This is a genomic window from Caulobacter sp. FW305-C-30-S16, from assembly GCF_058783025.1.
The window spans coordinates 1,054,235-1,074,954 of sequence record NZ_JBYSYH010000001.1; the positions used below are offsets into that span (position 1 = coordinate 1,054,235).

Sequence of the window (20,720 nt, forward strand, 5' to 3'; positions counted from 1 at the left end):
AACTCCTCAGGATTTTGGCGCGACCTGTCCGAACGCGCCCTTGAAGTCGGCGACGCTGGACACCCAGCCGAAGAATTTCTCGATGTTGTAGATGGCGGCCTGCTGCACGAACTCGGGGCCGGCCTGGTGGGTGGCGTCCTCCAGCACGATGCCGAAATACTCGAGGAAGAAGCCGTCCCGCAGGGTCGACTCGACGCAGACGTTGGTGGCGATGCCGACCACGACGATGTTGCGGATGCCGCGCGAGCGCAGGGTGCTGTCCAGTTGGCTGTTGAAGAAGCCGCTGTAGCGGGTCTTGTGCAGGACGATGTCGCCCGGCTGGGGCTTCAGCGCCTCGACCAGTTCGTAGTCCCAGGTCCCTTTGGCCAGCAGGGTGCCCTGCAGCTCGGGCCGCTGGCGCATGGTCTTCAGGGCGTTGGACTTGTGGAAGTTGGGCGAGCCGGGCCCTCCCGCCTCGACATAGTCGGCGTCCCAGCCGTTCTGGAAATAGATCACCGGCATCCCGGCGGCGCGGGCGACCTCGAGCACGCCTTTGGTGTTCCGGATGACGCGATCGGCGCCGGAAATGTCGAACCCGGCCAGATCGAGGTAGCCGCCGGGCGAGGCGTAGGCGTTCTGCATGTCGATGACGATCACCGCCGTCTGCGACACCGAAACCGGGATCGGCTCAGGCCGGGCGGGCAGCATGATGATGTCGTCGGGCGTAGCCATGCCGAAGCGGGCCCTTGCGTTGTCGGGGCCGTAACATGGCATACGCTGCGATGGCGCCAACCCGTCCCGAGCCCGAGGTCACGTTCCATGTCCGATCGCCTGCCAGACGCCAGCCTTGACCAGGTTTTCCGCACCGCCCGCACGCGCAACGGCTGGACGGCGGAGAAGGTCTCCGAGGCGCTGATCCGCGAGATGTACGACCTGGCGAAAATGGGCCCGACCTCGGGCAACTGTCTGCCAGGGCGCTTCCTGTTCATCACCAGCGAGACGGCCAAGGCGCGGCTGGCCCCGCACATGTCCTCGGGCAATCGGCCTAGGACCCTGGCCGCGCCCGTCAATGTGATCATGGCCTACGACATGGCCTTCGCCGACCGCCTGCCCGAGCTGTTCCCACACAATCCGGGCGCGAAGGACTGGGTCACGTCGAACGAAGCGCTGACGCGGGAGACGGCGTTCCGCAATGGCTGTCTGCAGGCCGCCTATCTGATGATGGCGGCGCGGTCGCTGGGGCTGGACTGCGGGCCGATGTCCGGCGTGAAGCTGGACGGCATCAATGCCGAGTTCTTCGCCGGGACGACCTGGGAAGCCAACTTCGTCTGCAACATCGGCTACGGGACCGACGAGGGGCTGTTTCCGAGAAATCCGCGGCTGGGCTTCGAGGAGGCTTGCGCCGTCATCTGACCTCCCCCACTCGGGGGAGGGGGACCATGCGGAGCATGGTGGAGAGGGATGCGCGGTGGCGGACAGCCAAGCGCCGTCTTCCCATCAGCCCGATGACACCGGCACTTTGGCCTTGATGGAATGATGCGCTCCGGCCGGTCGTCCTGGTCAAGGATGGCCCCTCGGGCCGCCGCTCCGCGGCCGCGAAGCGTTCCTTGAGCAGGCCGACCGCCGGAGCAACGCTGGCCTTCAAGACCTCAGGGCGCAGTCCGCCATGAGGTTGGGGCTAGCCGGCCCACACCGAGCCTCCCTCTCCACCACCCTTCGGGTGGTCCCCCTCTCCCAAGTGGGAGAGGTTAGGAAACTTGCTGAGCCCAGGCGTCTTCAAGAGCCTCCGGAGCGCCGACGCCGAAGACGTAACGGTCGGGCCTGATGAAGACCGCGTCGGCCTGCCGGCTGTCCAGCCAACGCTTCAGATCGGCGGCGAACGGCGCCAGTGCTCCGTCGCCCAGCCCCTCCCGCGTGATCAGCCACGGCCCCTCGCCGAGCAGGTCATCCATCCGCACATCCTCCGCCCAGGGCTGCGGGAAATACTCCCCGCCGCCGTCGAGCATGACGCCCGGTCCCAGCCGGAGCGGCGCGGGCGGAGGGGCTTCACCTCCGGCGGCGCGCTGGGCCAGCATGCCGGCGTCGCGCATTGCGGCCGCCTGCGGGTCGCTGATGCAGACCACCCGGCCCATGGTGATGGCCAGCTGGATCACGCTGCGCACCTGCGGTTCGCGCTCGGTCTGGTAGCTGTCGAGCAGGGCGGGGTCTGCGCCGCGGCGGATGACCGCCGCCAGCTTCCAGGCCAGGTTGTCGACATCGCGCAGACCCGAACACATGCCCTGCCCGGCGAACGGCGGCGTCTGGTGCGCGGCGTCGCCGGCCAGCAGGACGCGGCCCTCGCGCCAACGCTGCGCGACCCGTCCGTGGAAGCGGTAGACCGCCTTGCGCTCGATCTCGACGACACCCTCGCAGTTCCACGACTTGAGCAGGTCGCGGATCTTCGCGTCGTCCAGAAGGTCCTCCGGCGTCTCGCCCGGCAGCAGCATGAACTCCCAGCGATGGCGGCCCTGGCTCATCACCAGACAGGTGGTCGGTCGGGCGGGATCACAGATCTGCAGGTTGGCCGCGGGCAGGCGCGAGGGGTCGCTGACAAGGGCGTCGATGACCAGCCAGGGTTCGTCGAAGCCGAAGTCGTCCAGTCCGATGCCGAGCGCCTCGCGCACAGGACTCTTCGCGCCGTCGCAGGCGACCATCCAGCGCGCGCGGACCGTCTCGGAGCCGTCCGGTCCGTCAATCGTCGCGGTCACGCCGTCCGGGTCCTGTGCGAACGAGCGCAGGGTCCGGGGCAGGCGCAGCTGAATATGGGGCGACGCTCCGGCCAGCCGCCGCAGGGCGACCTCCAGGCTCGGCTGGTGGAACATGTAGCTGGGCGCCCAGCCCGACGGGCTGCCCTGGGCGATGAGGTCGTAGCGCATCAGGATCTCGCCGGCGGCGTTCCTGAATTCATAGGCCGGCGCGACCTGCGACGCGGCCTGCATCTCCGCGGCGATGCCCAGCTTCTGGAACAGCCGCATGATCTCGTGATCGAAATGGGCGGCGCGGGGCAGGGGGTAGACCTCTGACTCCTTCTCGACCGCGATGGCGGTCACGCCCTCCCGCGCCAGCAGGGCGCAGAGGGCCGCGCCGACGGGACCGAGCCCGACGACGAGCACGTCGCAATCGTGGCTCATCAGACCGCCTCGCAGACCGCTTCGATGCCGCCCAGGCCCTCGACCTCGCAGCGCATAACGTCGCCGGCCTTGAGGAATTGACGCGGGTTCATCGCCGCGCCGACGCCGCCCGGCGTGCCGGTGAAGATCACGTCGCCGGGCTCCAGGGTCATGGCCGTGGAGAGGTGCTCGATCTGCGCCCAGACGTCGAACACCAGGTGCTTGGTGTTCGAGTTCTGCCGCGTCTCGCCGTTGACCAGGCAGCGCAGGTCGAGCGCGTGCGGATCGGCGATCTCGTCGGCGGTGGTGATCCAGGGACCGAACGGGGCGTGGGTGTCGAAGGACTTGCCCAGCGACCACTGCGGCGTGCGGTGCTGCCACATCCGCTCGGTGACATCATTGCCGACGCACCAGCCGAACACTGCGCCGGGCGCGTCGGCCTTGGCGATGTTGCGCCCGCCGGCGCCGATCACCGCGACCATCTCGACCTCGTAGTCGCAGAAGGCGGTGGGGACCTGGACAGGGTCGAACGGACCGGTGACCGCCGTGCCGGCCTTGGTGAACCAGACCTGATTGGGCGGGGTCTCGACGCCGCTCTCGGCGATGTGGTCGGCGTAGTTGAGGCCGATCGCCCAGATCTTGCCGGGGCGCGGGATCGGGGCGAGCAGGCGGACACTGTCGAGCGCCAGGGCGCCCGCGCCGCCGCCGGCGATGCCGCGGACCTCGGCCTCGACGGACGACCAGGCCCTGATCAGCCCGATCATGTCGACGGGCAGGCCCGGCGCGGCGCGGTTCAGGGGGACGATACGGTCTGCGACGACCGCGCCCAGTTCCGGCGCGCCGCCGGCGGTGAAGGTGGCGAGTTTCATGGGCTTGGCTCCTAGCCGAAGTCCGGCGGCGAGGGCTGGCCCCACTGCACGCCGAGAAGGTCCTGAAGGGTGGCGGTGTTGGGAGCCTCGGCGGCGGTCAACAGGTCGCCGTCGGTCCAGTGTTCCAGGATATGGCCCCAGGGGTCGCGCCAGTAGTCGAACACCTGGCTCCCGAGGATATGCCGCCCCACGCCCCAGGCCAGCTTCCGGTCGCCGGCCTTGAGGTGGTCGTGGCCGGCCATCAGGTCGTCGAGGTCACGCACCTCGAAGGCGGCGTGGTTGAAGCCGGGGCCGGTCGGCCCCTGCAACAGGAAGAGGGTGTGGTGGTCGGTCGGCGTCTCACCCCGGTCGCAGCGCATGAAGGCGCCGATGGAGAACTGCGGCGCGACGGCGATCTCGTCGGAGGTCAGGAAGCCGAAGCGCTCCTTGTACCAGGCCTCGGAGGCCCGGAAGTCGGACACGCCGAGGACGGCGTGGCCGAGCCGGATGACGTGGGCGGGCCCCTGCCCGGTGCGCTTGACCGCGCGCAGGCGGGCGCGGGTCTCGACGCTGTTCCACGGCGGGCGGGGCGCGAAGGTGGCTGGCTCCCCCCAGGCCTGGCCGGCGACGACCTCGACCTGGTGGCCGTCCGGATCGGTCAGGCGCACGACGGATCCGCCACCCGGCGCGTCCAGGGGCTCGACGACGACGCCTTCGGCCGTGGCCAGCGTCTGCAGATCGGCGAGGCTGGCGGCCCGAAAGCCGACGGCCGCGAAGCCGGCGTCACCCTGTTCGGTCACGTGCAGGAACGGCGCGCCGCCCTGGCCGCGCATGAACAGCCGTGTGCCGTCAGCCTGTGCGACCTCGAGGCCGAACTGCTCCAGAAACGCCTGCATCGCGGCCAGGTCGGGCGCGCGGAAGCGGACGTGGGCGATGTCCTCGATGCGGATCACACTCATGGACGGGTCTCCGTGAAAATGTCGTCGGCGGCGGCGTCGCTGACCGCGCGGGCAAGGTCCTCAGGGACGCCGAGGCCGCGCAGCAGGCCGAAATTCAGGTCGCGGCAGATCTCCGCCGCCGAGGTGTTCCCGCGAGGTTCGAGGACACGTCCGACCGCCACCATGGCCATGCCCATCGCCATCAGCACGCCGGTCTCGACCGACAGGTCGCGGAAGGCGCCCGTCGCCAGGCCCGCCTCGATATCGGCCCTTACCCCGCGGTTCAGCGGCGCGTTGGGCTGGGTCGCGCCGGCGAACAGCCGCATCATCGCCCGCGCCCGCTGCGGGTGCTGCAGAGCGAAGCGGGCAAACACCATCTGACCGCGGGCCATGCGCCGCGCGGGATCGACGATGCTGTCGTTGGCCTGGTCGACCTGGGCTTCGGCCTCGGCCCGGACCGCCACGGCGATTTCGCGGGCCAGAGCCTCACGGTCGCTGAAGTGGTTGTAGAAGCTGCCCTTGGCCACATCGGCGGCGGCGACGATCTCGTCGATGCTGACCGCCTCGACCGACTGGGCCGCGAACAGGCTCTCGCCGGCCTGCAGCAGAGCGGCACGGGTGCGGGCGCGGCGGCGGTCGGTCCTGATATCAGCCTGGGCGATCATGGGGCGTCACATAATTGACTATTTGGTCACTATTAGACTAATCAGTCAGAATTGCAAGTCGCCGTCCAATGGGGCATTCGCCATGGGCTTCGAAGGGGAAACGCCATGACCATGCCCACGCCGATCAATCCCTTCGCGGGCATGGATGTCCGCAGCCTGATCGATCTGCAGGCGACGGCGCGCGGCGATCACCCCTGCCTCATCTGGGAGCCGTTCGACGCGGAGGGGCGGACCTGGTCCTACGCGCAGTTCGCCGGAGCCGTCCGACGCTTCGCCGCGGGACTGCAGGCGCGCGGCGTGAAGCCGGCCGACCGCGTGCTGGTGCATCTCGACAACTGTCCTGAGTCGGTCATCGCCTGGCTGGGCTGCGCCTATGCGGGCGCCGTGGCGGTGACCACCAACGCCAAGTCCAGCGCCGACGAGATCAGCTACTTCGCCAGCCACAGCGGCGCGGTCGGCGGGATCACCCAGCCGAAGTTCGCGGCCCTGGTGCGGGATTCGGCGCCGGGTCTCGGCTGGCTGGTGGTCACGGCCGACGACAACGGCGCGCCCGCCGAGGCGGACATGGGTGGATTTGAGCCCTTCTCGGCCCTCGACGGCGATCCGGCGGCCCTGACCGCGCGGCCGCACGACCCGATGGCTCACTTCGCCATCCAGTACACGTCGGGCACCACGGCCCGGCCCAAGGCGGTGCTCTGGACCCACGCCAACTTCCTCTGGGGCGCGAAGATGTGCGCCCTGCACGAGGACCTGCGGCCGGACGACGTGCATCTGGTGACGCTGCCGCTGTTCCACACCAACGCCCAGTCCTACTCGGTGGCCGCCGCGCTGTGGGCCGGGGCGACCCTGGTGCTGCAGCCGAAGTTCTCGGCCTCGCGGTTCTGGCCGGTTTCGCTGAAGCACGGCTGCACCTGGGCCTCGATGGTGCCCTTCTGTCTGAAGGCGATCGCCGAGCAGCCCAAACCCGAGCGGCACAGCTACCGCTTCTGGGGCAACGGCGTCTGCGAGCCGCCGACCGACGCCCTGTTCGGGGTCAAGACCATCGGCTGGTGGGGCATGACCGAGACCATTACCCAGGGCACGGTCGGCAGTCCGCATCTGAAGGACGCGCCGATGTCGATGGGCCGGCCGTCGCCGGGCTACCGCATTCACGTGCTCGACGACGAGGGCCGGCCGGTGAAGCCGGGCGAGACCGGCGACCTGCACGTCGAGGGCTGGCGTGGCGTGTCGCTGTTTCTGGAGTACGCCAACGATCCGGATGCCACAGCGAAGGCCTACACGGAGGGCGGCCTGTTCATCACCGGCGACCGCGTGCGGCTGGGCGAGGACGGGTTCCTGTATTTCGCCGACCGCAGCAAGGACATGCTCAAGGTCGGCGGCGAGAACGTCGCGGCGTCCGAGATCGAGCGGGTGGTGGGTTCCGTCGCGGGCGTGCGGGAATGCGCCGTGGTCGGCCGGCGTCATCCGATGCTCGACGAGGTTCCCGTCGCGTTCGTGATCCCGGTTGATCCGGCGGACACGGGTTTGCCGGAGAGAGTGCTGGAAGCCTGCGCCGCCACCCTGGCCAGCTTCAAGCGGCCGCACGAGGTTCGGCTGGTGCCCGAACTGCCGCGCTCAACCCTCGAAAAGATCGCCAAGGCCGAGCTGCGAGCGGTGCTGGCGGCGGAAGCGAAAGGCTGATCCTCCCCAGCTTTGCTGGGGAGGGGGACCGCCGGAGGCGGTGGAGGGGAGTTGCCGTGCACCGACACCCCTCAGTCAGGCTCCGCCTGACAGCTCTCCACAAGCGTGGGGAGCATTGATTATGCGCTAAACCCCGCCAGCCCCGTCAGCAGCACTCGCCCATCGTCCGACCGCAGCGCCAGGCGTACGTCGCCGCCCACCGGCTCGTGCGCCAGCGTCATCGGCCTTCCCGGCAGCGCCTGGCCGGTGAACCGCGCCGCCAGCCGGGTCAGTCGCCGTGTGTCGCCACCGGCGTAGATCCGCGCCGCCTCGATCCCCGCAAGGGCCCAGAGCGCCGTGCCATGGATGATAATGTCCGGCAGACCCGCCGCCAGCGCCACCTGCCGCTCGGTGTGGATCGGGTTCCAGATTTCGGCGCATTCCGAATAGATGTGCGGCAGCGCGGGGCTGGTAGGAATGACCACCTCGGCGGCGCCGGCGTCCGGCGCCGCATAGGCCGGAGCGGGGACGTCTGCGGAGTCGACGCCGGTCAGGGCCACCTCGCGATAGACCGTCGTCGAGAGGGTCTCGACCATCAGGTCGCCGGTCCTGGCGTTCCGCGTCTCGAACCGGGTGGCGGTGACCACGCCCGCGCGGCTCGACCTCGCGCCCAGCAGGGTCGCGGTCACTTCAAGCTGGTCGCCGGCGCGGATCGGCCGCAGGAAGACGCTGTCCTGGCCGGCATGCACGGCCTGTCGCCCTTCGCCTGCTGTGAGGGTCTGGTCCGGATGCTCCCGGGCCATCAGCACCAGCACCCATTCCGGCGAAACCACCTGCATCGGCAGGGCGAACAGTCCCTCCGCCGCTGCATCGTCGAGCCCGGCCGCGTCCTGCGGCGCCAGGGCTGCGCGGTAGGCGAGGGCCCGGCGCGGCGTCATCTCCCAGCGGATCGGTCCCCAGGTCGCGCCCGCAAGCCCGGCGTTGAACGGCATGATCGACTCCCCTGCCTTGTCGCCCCTGTCCCCACGGGTCTATCACCATCGACCCTGAAGGAGTGAGACATGGCCGCGGGATTCACCTTTACCCAGCCGCTGACGGACGCGGATCGCGAGATCCTCACCGACGAGGCCCTGGCCTTCCTCGGTGAGCTGGTCGACCGTTTCGCTGATCGCCGCGCGGAACTGCTGGCTGCGCGCAAGGTCTGGCAGGCGCGGATCGACGGCGGCGGCCTGCCCGGATTCCGGCCCGAGACCCTGGCCGTGCGCGAGAGCGACTGGACCGTCGGCGCCCTGCCCGCCGACCTGCTCGACCGCCGCGTGGAGATCACCGGTCCGGCCGAGGCCAAGATGGTCATCAACGCCCTGAACAGCGACGTGAAGCTGTTCATGGCCGACTTCGAGGACGCCCTGTCGCCGACCTGGGCCAATGTCGTCGGCGGCCAGCGGGCCCTGCGCGACGCGATCGCCCGCACGCTGACTTATGACGATCCCGCCAGCGGCAAGCACTATGCCCTGGGGCCGAAGCTCGCGACCCTGGTCGCCCGGGTGCGCGGCCTGCACCTCGACGAAAAGCACATCCTGCGGAACGGGAAGAAGGTCCCCGGCGGCCTCGTCGATTTCGGCCTCTATTTCCACCACAACCACGCGGCCCTGAAGGCCATCGGCAGCGGTCCCTACCTCTATGTGCCCAAGCTGGAGCACTACGAGGAAGCGCGCTGGTGGAACGACGTCTTCGTCTTCGCCCAGGAGCATCACGGCGTGCCCGTCGGTACGGTCAAGGCGACGATGCTGATCGAGACACTGCCGGCGGTCTTCGAGATGGACGAGATCCTCTACGAGCTGAGGGACCACGCCGCGGCGCTCAACTGCGGCCGATGGGACTACATCTTCAGCTACATCAAGACGCTGCGCCGGCATGGCGACCGGCTGCTGCCGGACCGGACCTCGGTGACGATGGACAAGCCGTTCCTCGACGCCTACTCGCGCCTGCTGATCCGCACCTGCCACCGCCGCGGCGCCCTGGCGATGGGCGGCATGAGCGCCTTCATTCCGCGCAAGGATCCGGACGAGAACGCCCAGGTGCTGGAGCGCGTGCGGGCCGACAAGGCGCGCGAGGCGGCCAACGGCCATGACGGCAGCTGGATCGCCCACCCGGGCCTGTCGGACGTGGTCAACGATGTCTACGGCGCGGCCTTCGCGCCGGGAAAGACCAACCAGCTGGAGATCAGCCGGACGGACGACGCAAAGGTCACCGAGGCCGACCTCCTCGCTGCCCCGCCGGGACCGCTGACGGAGGCCGGCCTGCGCCACAACCAGCGGGTCGCAGTGCAGTATATCGAGGCCTGGCTCGGCGGCTCCGGCGCCGTAGCGATCTACGGTCTGATGGAAGACGCCGCGACGGCGGAAATCTCGCGCGCCTCGATCTGGCAATGGCTGAAGAACGGCGTGACGCTCGACGACGGCGCGGCGGTGACGCCGGCGCTGTTCGAGCGGACCTTCACGGAGGAACTGGCCGTGGTTCGCAGCGAGGTCGGTGAGGATCGCTGGGCGTCGGGCCGCTGGACCGAGGCGGCGGACCTCATGCGCGACCTCTGCCTGCAGGACGAGTTTGCGGAGTTTTTGACGCTGAGTGCGTACGAGCGGCTTTGATCGCCTTCCTCCCCCACCTGGGGGAGGGGGACCATGCGGAGCATGGTGGAGAGGGAGACGCGGGGGTGGACGGCTTCGCACTCCGCTCTGACCGACCGGATGAATTTGGCCCTTTGGCCTTGATGGAATGATGCGCTCCGGACGGTCGTCCTGGTCAAGGACGACCCCTGCGGGGTCGCCGCTGCGCGGCCGCGAAGCGGTCCTTGAGCAGGCCGTCCGCCGGAGCAACACTGGCCGTCAAGACATCAGGGCAGGCCTGCCGTAAGGGCGCCGCCAACTTCCCACCACCGGCTCCTCCCTCTCCACCAGCCTTCGGCTGGTCCCCCTCTCCCCCGGCAGGGGGAGGCGTGGGAGGACGTCAGGTCAGAGATCGACGATGATCTGTTCGTCCGGTCCCAGCTCAACCTCGTCCAGGTTCGTCCCCGGCCCCGCGCGATCCACCACGAGGAAGTCACTCACCTCGCCCAGCGCCAGTGAATAGTGGTGCCAGGTTCCGGCGGCGTAGTTCACGCCCTGGTCGCCGCCCGCAAGGAACACCTCGATCTTCGCCGGGTCCAGCTCGCCCGCGGGCGCCACGGCCACCAGATAGGGCCGGCCGTTCAGCGGCATGAAGGCCTGGCTGCCGACCGGGTGGCGCTCCATGATCTTCAGCTCCAGCGCCGGCAGGGGCGTCGAGCGGAAAAGGCTGATGATCGGCGCGCCGCCGTCGGTCGTGGCGTCCACCCGCGCCAGCGCATTGAACCGCGTCGTGGCGCCGTAGTTGATCGGATACTGATCCACGCCATCGCGGGCCGAGATCACCTCGCCATAGGGGGTGAAAGCCTCGGCGGTCAGGGGTCTGGGCGTCACCCGGCGCATCATTTCATCTCCGCCTGGATCCATGCCCCCAGCCGCGCCCGCTCGGCGGCGGTCATACCGGTCGGATTGCCCAGCGGCATGCTGTCGGTGGCTACCGCGCGCTCCAGAATGCGCGGGGCGTAGCGACGGATTTCCGCTTCAGTGTCGTAGGTCACACCATTGGGCGCCATGGCGAACGCCGGATCCTTCGGGCTGGCCGAGTGGCAGGCGATGCAGTGCTTGCGGATGATGGCCTGCGCCTCGGTGAACGGCACGACCCCCGCAACCTCGGCTGCTTTTGGCTTCGTGCCGATCGCCACCAGCATCACCATCAGGAAGACGAACACCCCGCCGGCCAGGATCATCGGCTCGCTGACGCCCGCGTTCCGGCGATTGAAGAAATGCCGGATGGTCACCCCGGCGAGCCCGATCCCCGCCACCAGCAGCCAGTTCAGCGGATGGTCGATGACCATCGGGTAGTGGTTGCTGACCATCAGGAACAGCACCGGCAGGGTCATGTAGTTGTTGTGCACCGAGCGCATCTTGCCGCGCTTGCCCAGCGCCGGATCGACCGGCTCCCCGGCCAGCATGGCGGCGACGATCTTCCGCTGGTTGGGGATGATGATCAGGAAGACGTTGGCGACCATCACCGTGCCGATGATCGCCCCCAGATGGATGAAGGCGCCCCGGTTGCTGAAGATGTGGCTCAGCGCGAAGCCCGCGCCGGTCAGGATCAGGAACCAGACGACCCCGAACAGCCGCAGCCGCTGGCCCAGTGGCGAGCGGCACAGGGCGTCGTAGAGGATCCAGCCGCCGGCCAGGAAACCAAGGCCGATACCGATGGCCTGCCAGGGTGCGAGGTCCATCTTCGACATGTCGATCAGGTATGTCGGCGCGCCCAGATAGTAGATCAGCACCAGCAGCGCCGAGCCGCTTAGCCAGGTGGTGTAGGCCTCCCATTTGAACCAGTGCAGATCGTCCGGCATGTCCGGCGGGACCGAGAGGTATTTGCGCTTGTGATAGAAGCCGCCGCCGTGGACGGCCCACAGATCGCCCTGGACGCCCTGCGGCGTCGTCGCGTCGGCCTTCAGCCGCGCGTCCAGCCACATGAAGTAGAAGGACGAGCCGATCCAGGCGATGCCGGCGATGACGTGCAGCCAGCGAATGCCGAGGTTCAGCCAGGCGAGAAGGTCGGCGATCATGGTCGGGTATCCCGCTCTGTCATCGGCCCACGACCTCGACCTCGGTCCGGTCCACGGCGTGGCTGCTGGTCAGCACCAGTCGCCGCCCGTCCACGAACCGGAGTGTGACGATCGTGACGTCTTGCTGTTCGACGACGTCCAGGCCCTCGATCCGTTGTCCGGCGAGACCCTGTTCGGTTCCCAGATCCTGGAGGGGGTAGAACCAGTCGTTGTCCGGACTGACGTTCGGCTCCGGCGGCCCGGGCAGGGGGCGCCAGAAGACGAAACCCTGGTCGAAATAGAGCCGGTGCCAGCCGTTGTTGATGCGGAGCGAGATCTGCTGCGCCGGATCTTCCAGCGCGCCCTCGCGCCACCAGGCGGTACAGATCAGGGCCTCGCAGACGACCCCCGCGAGGGGTGGCGGCTCGCCGTTGATGAGCTCGGCGCCGATCATTCGGGGGAGCTCCCGCCGTTCGACGCGGCCAGTTGCAGCAACTGCGCCGCCACGGCCACGGCGATCACCTCCGGCGCCTTGCTCTTCAGGCCCGGCAGGCCGATCGGGCTGGTCAGGCGGACGATGGCGGTCTCGCTGACACCGTCCTCGCGCAGGCGGCGCAGGAAGCGGGCGCGCTTGGTCTCCGATCCGATCAGGCCGCAATAGCGGAAGGTTCCGGCGGTCAGGGCCGCCCGGGTCAGCCGGTAGTCGAGGTCGTGATCGTGGGTCAGGATCAGGACATGGTCGCTGTCCGCGATGTCGCCGGCGATCTCGACCAGTCGCTCCTCGTCATGGATCGCCACGCCCGGCGCGGCGGCCTCCTCGCGGCTGTCGTGCCAGTCGAGGCTGAAGGGCAGGGGCGCGAAGGCCCGCGCGATGGCCTGACCGACATGGCCTGCGCCGAACATCAGCACGCGCGGCCTGCGAGCGTCAATGCGTTCGATCAGGGCGTCGCCGTCGGAGAGCATCGGCCGACGGCCGGGCAGGGGCTGGCCGTCGGCGTCGACCATGCGGATGAGGGCGCCGGGCCATTGATCGACTGCGACCAATCCTCCCCGCTCTGCGGGGAGGGGGACCATGCGGAGCATGGTGGAGGGGAGTCGGTGCACGGACTGCCCTCCACCGGCTTCGTCGGTCCCCCTCCCCAGCAAGCTGGGGAGGATTGAACGTTGAAGTTGGTCGCCCCTCACACGCGCCTGAAGCTGATACCGCTCCCCCGCCGTTTCCAGCCGCGCCGCCTCGCCAAGCCAGCCCGCACTCCCGCCATCCAGCCGCTCCAGCAGCAGCCGCACATGCCCCCCGCAGCACTGCTGCAGGAACGGCCCCAGCGGGTAGTCCTGAAGCGCCCAGCTTCGCGCAGACGCCAGCATTCGCCGCGCCTGATCCGCTGCGCGAAACTCGAGCGCCCCGCCGCCGATGGTGCCGCTCTGGCCGCGCTCGCCGACGAGCATCCGGGTTCCTGCCTCGCGCGGGGTCGAGCCCTCGGCCGCCACCACGGTGACCATGGCCAGCGCCTCGCCGTGCTGCACGGCGGTCAGGGCTTGCGCGGCCCAGCTCATGCGAGACCCGCCCGGCGACGGACATCGTCCACCGCCATCAGGATGCGCTCGGGCGTCGCCGGTGCGTCGAGGTCGGGCATGACCCGGTTATCGCCCGCCGCCGCCACGGCCTGGGTCAGGGCGGAGAACACCGAGATCGCCAGCATCAGCGGCGGCTCGCCGACGGCCTTCGACCGGTGGATCGTCGGCTCGGCGTTCGGTTGCTGCCAGAAGTCGATGTTCAGCACACCCGGCCGGTCCGAGGCGGTCGGGATCTTGTAAGTCGAGGGAGCGTGGGTCTTAAGGACGCCCCTGTCGTCGAAGACGAGCTCCTCGGTGGTCAGCCAGCCCATGCCCTGGACGAAGCCGCCCTCGATCTGGCCCAGGTCTATGGCCGGATTCAGCGACCGGCCGCAGTCGTGCAGGATGTCGGTGCGCAGGCAGCGGTTCTCGCCGGTCAGCGCATCAATGATCACCTCGGATACGGCGGCGCCCCAGGCGAAGTAGAGGAACGGCCGGCCCTGATGGCTGGCGCGGTCGTAGTGGATCTTCGGCGTGCGGTAGTAGCCGGCGGCCGACAGCGAGACCCGGCTGAACCAGGCCTTCTTCGCCAGCTCGGCGAAGGTCATCCGCTTGTCGCCCGCGCTGACCGCGTTGCTGGCGAACACCACCTGTCCTTCGGCGACGCCCAGTTCCCTCGCAGCGACCTCGACCAGCCGGTCGCGAATCTGCATCGCCGCGTCCAGCGCCGCCATGCCGTTGAGGTCCGTGCCCGACGAGGCGGCGGTGGCGGAGGTGTTGGGCACCTTGTCGGTCGCCGTGGCGGTGATCTTCACGCGGTCCAGATCAATGCCGAACACGTCGGCGACCACCTGGGCGACCTTCACATACAGCCCCTGGCCCATCTCCGTGCCGCCGTGGTTCAGCATGACGCTGCCGTCGGTGTAGACGTGCACCAGCGCCCCGGCCTGGTTCAGGTGGGTGGCGGTGAAGCTGATGCCGAACTTGACCGGCGTCAGGGCGATGCCGCGTTTCAGCCAGCGGTTCTCCGCGTTCCACCGCTGGATGGCCGCCCGGCGCGCGCGGTAGTCGCTGCTGGCCTCCAGTTGCTCGATCAGGGCAAGCGCCGGGCTGTCGTCGACGGTCTGGCCGTAGGGAGTCCGGTCACCCACCACGCCATAGAGGTTGGCCTTGCGCACATCGAGCGGGTCCTTGCCCAGATGCAGGGCCATGGCATCCATCGCCCGCTCGATTCCCATCATCCCCTGCGGCCCGCCGAACCCCCGGAAGGCGGTGTTGGAGACTGTGTGGGTGCGGAAGCGGTGCGAGACGATCTGCGCCGTCGGCAGGGCGTAGGCGTTGTCCGAATGGAACATCGCCCGGTCGTTGATCGCCATCGACAGGTCGGCGGAGTAGCCGCAGCGCGAGGCCAGATCGAAGGCCGCGCCGGTCAGCCTGCCGTCGTCGTCGAAGCCGACCGACCAGCCGGTCTCGAAGTCGTGCCGCTTGCCGGTCATGACCATGTCGTCGTCGCGGTCGACGCGGACCTTGGCCGGCCGGCCGGTGCGGACGGCGATCAGGGCGGCGGCGGCGGCGAACAGGGCTGGTTGGCTCTCCTTGCCGCCGAACCCCCCGCCCATGCGGCGGATCTCGACGGTGACGCAGTGGTCTCGCACCCCCAGCACCTTGGCGACGTTGTGCTGCACCTCGGTCGGATGCTGGGTCGAGGACCAGACGTGGACGTCGCCGTCCTCGCGGGGCGTGGCCAGGGCGATCTGTCCCTCGAGGTAGAAGTGGTCCTGGCCGCCGATGGCGAGCCGACCCTTGAGGATGTGCGGCGAGGCGGCGATGACGCCTGAAGCGTCGCCCAGCCGCATGGTCTGGGCCGGTTCGATGACGCTGCCTGCCGCCCGCGCCTGCGCGATGGTCAGGACCGTGGGCAGGTCCTCATAGACGACCTTCGCGAGCATCGAGGCGGCCAGCGCCTGGTCGCGGGTCTCCGCCGCCACGGCGAACAGCGACTGGCCGACGTACTGGACGAAGCCGTCGGTGAACAGGGGATCGTCGCCGGCAACCGGGCTGACGTCGTTGGTTCCGGGAATGTCGCCGGCGCAGACCACATCGGCCACGCCCGGCGCGGCGCGGACGGCGGTCAGATCCATCGAGGCGATCCGGGCATGCGCGCGTTCGCTCATGCCCAGGACCACATGCAGCAGGTCGCGCGGCTCGGGGATGTCGTCGATGTACAGCGCCCGGCCGGAGACGTGCCGCTCGGCGCTGTCGTGACGGACCGAAGTATGGACGACGCCGTCAGCCACGGACCGGCTCCGCGTCCAGCACCCTGACCGGCGTTCCCGCGGACTCGGCGAACAGCTTGCGAAGCAGGTTCTGCGCGACGGTCAGGCGATAGGCGGCGGACGCGCGCATGTCATCGATCGGCTGGAAGTCCTGCGCCAGCGCTGCGGCCGCGGCTTCGATCGCGGCTTCGGCCCAGGGTGCGCCGGTCAGCGCGGCTTCGCAGGCAGCGGCCCGCTTCGGTGTCGCGGCCATGCCGCCAAAGGCGATCCGGGCATTTTCGACAACGCCGTCCTTTACGGTCAGGGCGAAGCCGCCGGAGACGGCGGAGATGTCCTGGTCGAACCGCTTGGTCAGTTTGAACACGCGGTAGAGTGTGGCAGGTGCCGGTCGTGGCACGATCACCGCCTCGACGAACTCCCCGGCCTGCCGGTCCTGTTTACTGTAGGCGAGGAAGTAGTCCTCCAGCGGCATTTCCCGTGTCGTGGCGCCCTTGCGCAGGACCAGCGTCGCGCCGAGGGCGATCAGGGCCGGCGGCATGTCGCCGATGGGCGAGCCGTTGGCGATGTTGCCGCCGAGCGTGCCGCTGTTGCGCACCTGCACCGAGCCCAGCCGCCGCAGCAGTTCGCCGAGGTCGGGATGCAGCCTGGCGAGGGTCGCCAGCGCATCACTGTAGCGGACCCCGGCGCCGATCCGGACGCCTTCGGCGGTGTCGGTGATGGTCTTGAGCTCGGCGACCTCGCTGATCGAGACGATCGTCTTCAGATCCCGATGCTGCTTGGTCACCCAGAGGCCCACATCAGTCGCGCCGGCGAGGACCACCGCGTCCGGATGCGCCTCGACCAGCACCGCCAGATCTTCGAGCGAGGTCGGAGCAAGCCAACGCCGGTCGCCGAATGTCAGCGCCAGCGGCGCGTCGTCCGCCAGCGCTTTCAGCGCCTCGACCGGATCGTCCTCCGCGCGCGTTCCCGCCGCCTCCGCCGCCGCGATGATCGGACCATAGCCTGTGCAGCGGCACAGGTTGCCGGCGATGCTGTCGACGACCGGCGGCGGCGCATCCTCGCGGCCGCGGGCCCACAGGCTCATCACGAACCCCGGCGTGCAGAAGCCGCATTGCGAGCCGTGATGTTCGACCAGCGCCGTCTGCACCGGGTGATCGCCGCCGAGGCTCTCGACCGTCTTCAGCGCCTTGCCGTCCAGCATCGGCGCGAACAGGATGCAGGCGTTGACCGCCCGCCACTTCACGCGGTCGCCGTCCAGTTCGCCGAACGCCACGGTGCAGGCGCCGCAGTCGCCCTCGGCGCACCCCTCCTTGGTCCCCGTCCGGCGCAGATCGTAGCGCAGCAGGTTCAGAACCGTCGTCGTCGGGTCGATGTCGCGCAGCTCGCGCACCTCGCCATCAAGCACGAACCGGACGACGTCGCGCACGCTTAGCTCCCCCGGTAGGTCGAGTAGCCGAACGGCGAGACCAGCAGCGGCACATGATAGTGGGCTGCCAGGTCCGCGACGCCGAAATCGATGACCACCGTCTCCAGAAACGCCGGCTCCGGCAGCTCGACCGTCAGCCCGCGGAAATAGTCGCCGACCTCGAATTCCAGACGGTAGATCCCCGGCCGGATTGTCTCGCCGGTCAGCAGTGGCGCATCGCAACGACCGTCGCTGTTCGTCACGGTCTCGACCAGCACCGCCTCGTCGCGGATCAGGCGCAGGACCATCCCCGCCGCCGGCCGGCCGTGGGTCGTGTCCAGAACGTGCGTGGTCAGACCGGTCATCGCGGCTCCTGGCCCCGCGAAGCGCAGGGGAGCCGGTCAGAATCTCCCCCGAATGGCCCGAATGCAACCATCTGCGGCCCTTTGGCGCGCAGTAACCTTGACGATGGGCGTCTCGCGGGCCTGCTATGGGCGTCCCATGAGCGACACCTACCCCAGAGACCTGATCGGCTACGGCCCCAATCCGCCGCACGCGGACTGGCCCGGCGGCGCGCGCATCGCGGTGCAGGTGGTGCTGAACTACGAGGAGGGCGGCGAGAACACCGTCCTGCACGGCGATCCCCGGGCCGAAACCTTCCTGTCCGACATGATCTTCCCCGGGCCGGTCGAGGGCGACCGGAACATGTCGATGGAGTCGCTCTACGAGTACGGATCGCGCGCCGGTGTCTGGCGGCTGCTGCGGCTGTTCGACAAATACGACCTGCCGCTGACCGTGTTCGGCGTGGCCATGGCGATGGAGCGTCATCCCGCCGTGGTCGAGGCCTTCCTGCAGGCGGGGCACGAGATCGCCAGCCACGGCTGGCGCTGGATCAACTACCAGGCCGTGCCCGAGGCCATCGAGCGCGAGCACATGGCCCGGGCTATCGAGATCCACACCCGCCTGACCGGAGAGCGGCCGCTCGGCTGGTACACCGGCCGCACCAGCCCCAACACCCGCCGGCTGGCGGCTGAGGAGGGCGGCTTCCTCTATGACGCCGACGACTATTCCGACGACCTGCCCTTCTGGTCCACGCAGACGGCGACGCCGCACCTGATCGTGCCCTACACGCTCGAAGCCAACGACATGCGCTTCTCCGGCACGGGCCTGAACACCGGCGACCAGTTCTTCAGCTACCTGCGCGACGCGTTCGACGTGCTCTATGCCGAGGGCGAGGAGCGGCCGCGGATGATGTCCATCGGCCTGCACTGCCGGCTGGCCGGGCGACCGGGCAAGATGGCCGGGCTGGAGCGGTTCCTGCGTCACGCCCTGTCGCATCCCGACGTCTGGTTCGCCCGGCGCATCGACATCGCCCGGCACTGGCGCAAGCGGCATCCCCATGTCGGGTAAGGAGGGGTTCATCCAGCGCTTCGGCGCGGTCTACGAGGACTCGCCCTGGGTCGCCGAGGCGGTCTGGCCAGGCGCCGGCGCGCTGCGCAACGCCCAGGCCTTGGCCGGCGCCATGGCGGCGGTCGTCGATTCCGCGACCCGCGAGGACAGGCTGGCGCTGATCCGCGCCCATCCCCAGCTGGCCAGCCGCGCGCGCATGGCCGACGCTTCGGTTCGCGAACAGTCGGGCGCGGGCCTCGACCAGTGCTCGCCGCAGGAGTTCGCCGACTTTCAGCGGCTGAACGCCGCCTACAACGATCGCTTCGGCTTCCCCTTCATCATCGCCGTGAAGGGGCTGACCCGGCACGACATCCTCGATGCGTTCGCCGCGCGGCTGGGCAATGACCCGGACGTCGAGTTCGACGAGGCGATCCGCCAGATCCACCGTATCGCCGCCTTCCGGCTGGCAGACCTGTTCGAGGATGCGTCTTGAGTAACCCCTTCACCGGCCTGATCGACCTGGCCCAGCCGCGGCTCGGCGGGGACGTCGTCTACGTGACTGACGACTTCTTTGCCGACAAGGCGCGCCTCATCGATCCCGCCGAGCCGGTATTCATCCCCGGCAAGTATGACGACAACGGCAAGTGGATGGATGGCTGGGAAAGCCGCCGCAAGCGCATCCCCGGCCACGACTGGGCGATCGTGCGGCTCGGCGCCCCCGGCGAGATCGCCGGCTTCGAGATCGACACCCGCAACTTCACCGGCAACTACCCGCCCCGCGCGTCGATCGAAGGCTGCGTTTCAGACGCGGTGATTCCGCCAGAGGACGCCGACTGGACCACGCTGGTCCCGGTTCTGGATCTGAACGGCAACGACAGGCGCTGGGTGAAGTCGCAGGCCGGCGGCGTCTGGACCCACGTCCGCCTGAGCATCTTCCCGGACGGCGGCGTCGCCCGGCTGCGGGTGTACGGCCGGATCCACAAGGACTGGACGCGGGTCGGCGACGACGCGGTGATAGACCTGCTGGCGATGGAGAACGGCGGCCGCGGCCTGATCGCCAACGACGAACACTTCGGTCGTGTCGAGAACCTGACCGCCCCCGGGCGCGGCAAGGACATGGGCGACGGCTGGGAGACCCGCCGCCGCCGCGAGCCGGGTCACGACTGGGCGATCCTCGAGCTTGGCCACCTCGGGACGATAAGCGAGATCACCGTCGATACGGCGCATTTCAAGGGCAACTACCCGGACCGCTGCTCGATCCAGGCGACCGCCACCGCGAGCGGTTCGCCGCAGGAGATCGCGGCGCAGGCGGAGGGGTGGCCCGTTCTGCTGCCCGAGACGAAGCTGCAGATGGACCACATCCACGTCTTCACCGGCGAAATTCAGCCGCACGATCCGATCCGGTTCGTGCGGCTGAACATCTATCCGGACGGCGGCGTAAGCCGCCTGCGGCTCAAGGGCAGGCTGGCTTACTGAACCTGCAGGCCGGCGATCTTGCCGTCGGCGTTGAACGACAGCATCCAGTGCAGCACGGCGCCGTTCTGGAACGTGACGTTGTACATGAACGGATCGGTGTCGGTGGTCGCGGTGACGGCCGTCACCGGGCCGAGGGCGGCCAGCTGGGCCGGGGCGTTCGGCATCTTCTTGATGGCGTCGACCAGCTCCGGAACCATGATGTCGAAGTTGGGCGAGCCGGACTGGATCGCGGCGATGGTCGTGCGCAGCGTCGCTTCGGCCTGGGCCGGGGTTTCGGCGAAGGCGGGGCTGGCGGCGCCGAGGGCGGCGGCGAGGGCGAGGGCGGCGAGGATTTTCATGGCTGTGTCCTTGGTAGAGATCAGGGGGCCTTGCCGACAGCGTCGAGACCGTTGATCCGGCCGGCGGCGTCGAAAGAGATGGTCCAGTTCATCACCACGCCGCTTTCAAACGTGACGATGAAGGTGAAGGGGTCGGTCTTTCTGACCGGCACGAGTGCGCGGGCCGGACCGAGGGCCGCCAGCTGCTGGCCGGTGTCGGGGCTGGCCCGCACCGCGTCGGCGATGGGCGGCGTCATCTTGGTGAAGTCCGGATTGCCGGCCTGGAGATCGGCGATGACTCCGCTCAGGGCCGCTTCCGCCTGCTGGGGCGAGACCGCGAGGGCGGGGCCGGCGGAAGCCAGGGTGGCGATGAACGCCAGCGCGGCGAGGGTCTTCACA

Annotated in this window: 21 protein-coding genes; 6 read left to right on the forward strand and 15 right to left on the reverse strand. The window is 69.2% G+C overall.

The annotated features are described in order from the left end of the window. Window positions 1-6 precede the first annotated feature (6 nt). The gene (gene rutB, locus AC3WJT_RS05160; protein WP_492341994.1) at window positions 7-711 is read right to left on the reverse strand and encodes a pyrimidine utilization protein B; all 705 of its coding nucleotides are present in this window, start codon (window positions 709-711) and stop codon (window positions 7-9) included. A gap of 87 nt (window positions 712-798) precedes the next feature. On the opposite strand from rutB, the gene AC3WJT_RS05165 reads away from it, so the two are divergent. Continuing rightward, a complete protein-coding gene (locus AC3WJT_RS05165) occupies window positions 799-1,392 on the forward strand; it encodes a malonic semialdehyde reductase (RefSeq protein ID WP_492341995.1) in 594 nt (197 codons plus the stop codon). 335 nt (window positions 1,393-1,727) lie between these two features. On the opposite strand, the gene mhpA is transcribed toward AC3WJT_RS05165, so the two are convergent. The 4 genes from mhpA to AC3WJT_RS05185 are packed head-to-tail and all read right to left on the reverse strand — an operon-like array spanning window position 1,728 to window position 5,579. Continuing rightward, complete coding sequence (gene mhpA, locus AC3WJT_RS05170) at window positions 1,728-3,149, reverse strand: bifunctional 3-(3-hydroxy-phenyl)propionate/3-hydroxycinnamic acid hydroxylase MhpA (RefSeq protein ID WP_492341996.1); 1,422 nt, start codon at window positions 3,147-3,149, stop codon at window positions 1,728-1,730. Next, complete coding sequence (locus tag AC3WJT_RS05175; protein WP_492341997.1) at window positions 3,149-3,997, reverse strand: fumarylacetoacetate hydrolase family protein; 849 nt, start codon at window positions 3,995-3,997, stop codon at window positions 3,149-3,151. Before AC3WJT_RS05175 ends, mhpA begins: the two co-directional genes overlap by 1 nt. An 11-nt stretch (window positions 3,998-4,008) precedes the next feature. Beyond that, window positions 4,009-4,935 (reverse strand): VOC family protein, encoded by a 927-nt coding sequence (locus tag AC3WJT_RS05180; RefSeq protein WP_492341998.1) that lies wholly within the window; start codon window positions 4,933-4,935, stop codon window positions 4,009-4,011. Further along, a complete protein-coding gene (locus AC3WJT_RS05185) occupies window positions 4,932-5,579 on the reverse strand; it encodes a TetR/AcrR family transcriptional regulator (protein ID WP_492341999.1) in 648 nt (215 codons plus the stop codon). Before AC3WJT_RS05185 ends, AC3WJT_RS05180 begins: the two co-directional genes overlap by 4 nt. Before the next feature lie 105 nt (window positions 5,580-5,684). Here AC3WJT_RS05185 and AC3WJT_RS05190 point away from each other — a divergent pair, with 105 nt between their 5' ends. Beyond that, complete coding sequence (locus tag AC3WJT_RS05190; RefSeq protein ID WP_492342000.1) at window positions 5,685-7,259, forward strand: AMP-binding protein; 1,575 nt, start codon at window positions 5,685-5,687, stop codon at window positions 7,257-7,259. Between the two features lie 119 nt (window positions 7,260-7,378). On the opposite strand, the gene AC3WJT_RS05195 is transcribed toward AC3WJT_RS05190, so the two are convergent. Beyond that, window positions 7,379-8,230: a MaoC/PaaZ C-terminal domain-containing protein gene (locus AC3WJT_RS05195; RefSeq protein ID WP_492342001.1), complete on the reverse strand. Its 852-nt coding sequence runs from the start codon at window positions 8,228-8,230 to the stop codon at window positions 7,379-7,381. 69 nt (window positions 8,231-8,299) lie between these two features. Between AC3WJT_RS05195 and aceB the strand changes: the two genes are divergently transcribed. Beyond that, window positions 8,300-9,886, forward strand: coding sequence for a malate synthase A (aceB, locus tag AC3WJT_RS05200; RefSeq protein ID WP_492342002.1), 1,587 nt, complete (start codon window positions 8,300-8,302; stop codon window positions 9,884-9,886). Window positions 9,887-10,249: 363 nt separating this feature from the next. Here the strand turns inward: aceB and AC3WJT_RS05205 are convergent, their stop codons facing one another. From AC3WJT_RS05205 to uraH, 7 genes are read right to left on the reverse strand one after another with little or no spacing between them, the layout of a single operon-like run. Beyond that, complete coding sequence (locus AC3WJT_RS05205; protein ID WP_492342003.1) at window positions 10,250-10,747, reverse strand: ureidoglycolate lyase; 498 nt, start codon at window positions 10,745-10,747, stop codon at window positions 10,250-10,252. Beyond that, window positions 10,744-11,925, reverse strand: a complete 1,182-nt coding sequence (locus tag AC3WJT_RS05210) for a urate hydroxylase PuuD (protein ID WP_492342004.1) — start codon at window positions 11,923-11,925, stop codon at window positions 10,744-10,746. Before AC3WJT_RS05210 ends, AC3WJT_RS05205 begins: the two co-directional genes overlap by 4 nt. Window positions 11,926-11,944: 19 nt before the next feature. Next, the gene (locus AC3WJT_RS05215) at window positions 11,945-12,358 is read right to left on the reverse strand and encodes a hypothetical protein (RefSeq protein ID WP_492342005.1); all 414 of its coding nucleotides are present in this window, start codon (window positions 12,356-12,358) and stop codon (window positions 11,945-11,947) included. Continuing rightward, window positions 12,355-13,458: an XdhC family protein gene (locus AC3WJT_RS05220; RefSeq protein WP_492342006.1), complete on the reverse strand. Its 1,104-nt coding sequence runs from the start codon at window positions 13,456-13,458 to the stop codon at window positions 12,355-12,357. Before AC3WJT_RS05220 ends, AC3WJT_RS05215 begins: the two co-directional genes overlap by 4 nt. Beyond that, window positions 13,455-15,755, reverse strand: a complete 2,301-nt coding sequence (xdhB, locus tag AC3WJT_RS05225; protein ID WP_492342007.1) for a xanthine dehydrogenase molybdopterin binding subunit — start codon at window positions 15,753-15,755, stop codon at window positions 13,455-13,457. Before xdhB ends, AC3WJT_RS05220 begins: the two co-directional genes overlap by 4 nt. After that, a complete protein-coding gene (xdhA, locus tag AC3WJT_RS05230; protein ID WP_492342008.1) occupies window positions 15,748-17,160 on the reverse strand; it encodes a xanthine dehydrogenase small subunit in 1,413 nt (470 codons plus the stop codon). Before xdhA ends, xdhB begins: the two co-directional genes overlap by 8 nt. A 2-nt stretch (window positions 17,161-17,162) precedes the next feature. Then, window positions 17,163-17,504, reverse strand: a complete 342-nt coding sequence (gene uraH, locus AC3WJT_RS05235) for a hydroxyisourate hydrolase (RefSeq protein WP_492342009.1) — start codon at window positions 17,502-17,504, stop codon at window positions 17,163-17,165. A gap of 136 nt (window positions 17,505-17,640) precedes the next feature. Here uraH and puuE point away from each other — a divergent pair, with 136 nt between their 5' ends. Genes puuE through alc form a run of 3 tightly spaced genes read left to right on the forward strand, consistent with a single transcriptional unit; the run spans window position 17,641 to window position 20,004 of the window. After that, the gene (gene puuE / locus AC3WJT_RS05240; RefSeq protein WP_492342010.1) at window positions 17,641-18,549 is read left to right on the forward strand and encodes an allantoinase PuuE; all 909 of its coding nucleotides are present in this window, start codon (window positions 17,641-17,643) and stop codon (window positions 18,547-18,549) included. Then, on the forward strand, window positions 18,539-19,021 hold the full coding sequence (uraD, locus tag AC3WJT_RS05245) for a 2-oxo-4-hydroxy-4-carboxy-5-ureidoimidazoline decarboxylase (RefSeq protein ID WP_492342011.1): 483 nt from the start codon (window positions 18,539-18,541) through the stop codon (window positions 19,019-19,021). The genes puuE and uraD overlap by 11 nt, the downstream gene beginning before the upstream one ends. Further along, window positions 19,018-20,004: an allantoicase gene (gene alc, locus AC3WJT_RS05250; protein ID WP_492342012.1), complete on the forward strand. Its 987-nt coding sequence runs from the start codon at window positions 19,018-19,020 to the stop codon at window positions 20,002-20,004. The genes uraD and alc overlap by 4 nt, the downstream gene beginning before the upstream one ends. Here the strand turns inward: alc and AC3WJT_RS05255 are convergent. Beyond that, window positions 19,998-20,342 (reverse strand): hypothetical protein, encoded by a 345-nt coding sequence (locus tag AC3WJT_RS05255; protein WP_492342013.1) that lies wholly within the window; start codon window positions 20,340-20,342, stop codon window positions 19,998-20,000. The genes alc and AC3WJT_RS05255 overlap by 7 nt on opposite strands. Window positions 20,343-20,362: 20 nt before the next feature. Then, window positions 20,363-20,719: a hypothetical protein gene (locus AC3WJT_RS05260; RefSeq protein WP_492342014.1), complete on the reverse strand. Its 357-nt coding sequence runs from the start codon at window positions 20,717-20,719 to the stop codon at window positions 20,363-20,365. Window position 20,720 lies beyond the last annotated feature (1 nt).